Raw genomic sequence first — 1665 nt, 5'->3', positions numbered from 1 at the left:
CCCGCCGCGAAGCTCTTGACCCGGAACAGCGACAGCTCGACCAGCGGCGAACCGTCCTTGCGCGTCTTGTACTTCTCGTACGCGACGAGGGCGCCGAAGACGACGAGGCTGCCGGCCATCATCAGGTGGCCCCACAGCGGCCAGCCCAGCTCACGGCCGCGCGTCAGCGGGTAGATCAGCAGGATCAGCGCCGCCGTCACCAGCAGCACGCCCACCAGGTCGAGGCGGAGCGCCTTCGGTGCCTTCGACTCGGTGATGAACTTCCGGCCGAGGAGCAGCGCGGCCACGCCCACCGGCAGGTTGATGAGGAAGATCGGGCGCCACTCCAGGCCCGCGATGTTCCACTGGGTGAGCAGCGCGCCGAGCAGCGGACCGGAGACCGCGCCGAGCCCGATGATCGCGCCGAAGAGTCCGAACACCTTGCCGCGTTCGTGGGCCGGGAAGGTCACGTGGACGATCGACAGGACCTGCGGCACCATCATGGCCGCGGCGGCGCCCTGCAGGAGGCGCGAGCCGACCAGCATCTCGGGCGAGGCGGCGAAGCCGCAGAGCGCCGAGGCGAGCGTGAAGCCGGCGGTGCCGAGGAGGAAGAGGCGCTTGCGGCCGTAGATGTCGCCGAGGCGGCCACCGGTGATCAGTCCGGCCGCGAACGCCAGCGCGTACCCGGCGGTGATCCACTGGATCGCGCCGAACGAGGCGCCGAGGTCCCGCTCGATGCTCGGGATCGCGATGTTGACGATCGTGGCGTCGACCAGGTCCATGAAGGCGGCGGTCATGACGATGGCGAGCGCGATCCAGCGCCTCTTGTCCGCCGCCGTTGCGGCGTCGTGTCCGTGTGAACTCATACGGAGAAGATAGAAGTCATATAGGTCAGATGGTGTCCTAGTTCGGCCTCATGCTGGAGAGCATGACGACGGACACCCCGGCACGACTCCTGAATCTGCTCTCGCTCCTCCAGACCCCGCGCGAATGGCCCGGAAGCGAGCTGGCCGAACGGCTCGCGGTCTCCCCGCGCACCATCCGCCGCGACATCGACCGGCTCCGCGACCTCGGCTACCCGGTCGAGGCGACCCTCGGCGCCACCGGCGGCTACCGGCTCGTGGCCGGTGCGGCGATGCCGCCGCTGCTCCTCGACGACGAGGAGGCCGTCGCCATCGCCGTCGGCCTGCGCGCCGGGGCCGGGCACGCCATCGAGGGCGTCGAGGAGGCCTCCGTACGAGCCCTGGCCAAGCTGGAGCAGGTGCTGCCCGCCCGGCTCCGGCACCGGGTCTCCACGCTGCAGAACGCCACGATCCCCCTCACCCGGGGCGACGGCGCCACCGTCGCCCCGTCCACCCTGACCGCCCTGGCGGGCGCCGTCACCGCCCGGGAGCGGCTGCGCTTCGGCTACCGGGCGGGGGACGGCGCCGAGACGAAGCGGCTGGTCGAGCCGGACCGGCTGGTGTCGACCGGGCACCGCTGGTACCTCGTGGCGTACGACCTCGGGCGCGAGGACTGGCGCACCTTCCGGGTGGACCGGGTGAGCGACCCCTTCGCCAGGAGCTCCTTGAGCTTGAGCGCCCGCTCGTGGATGGTGAGCTCCCCGAGGGAGCGCTGCCCCACGGTCCGGCCGTAGTCCACGGCGGAGGCGATGTCGATGCCGTCCGTGGACACGCGCGCCACGAC

1 protein-coding gene and 1 pseudogene are annotated in these 1665 nt (G+C 71.5%); one reads left to right on the top strand and one right to left on the bottom strand.

Annotated elements, in window-relative coordinates:
- A partial coding sequence (locus RIF68_RS36030) for an MFS transporter (protein WP_309055870.1) occupies positions 1-845 on the bottom strand: 845 nt, incomplete at its 3' end.
- A 50-nt stretch (positions 846-895) separates the two neighbouring features.
- Here RIF68_RS36030 and RIF68_RS36025 point away from each other — a divergent pair.
- Positions 896-1537: pseudogene (locus tag RIF68_RS36025) on the top strand (helix-turn-helix transcriptional regulator); the annotation flags it as partial.
- Positions 1538-1665: the final 128 nt, after the last annotated feature.

The organism is Streptomyces sp., from assembly GCF_031178505.1.
GTDB classification, from domain to species: domain Bacteria; phylum Actinomycetota; class Actinomycetes; order Streptomycetales; family Streptomycetaceae; genus Streptomyces; species Streptomyces gulbargensis.
This window is presented reverse-complemented; position numbering and strand designations above follow the sequence as displayed.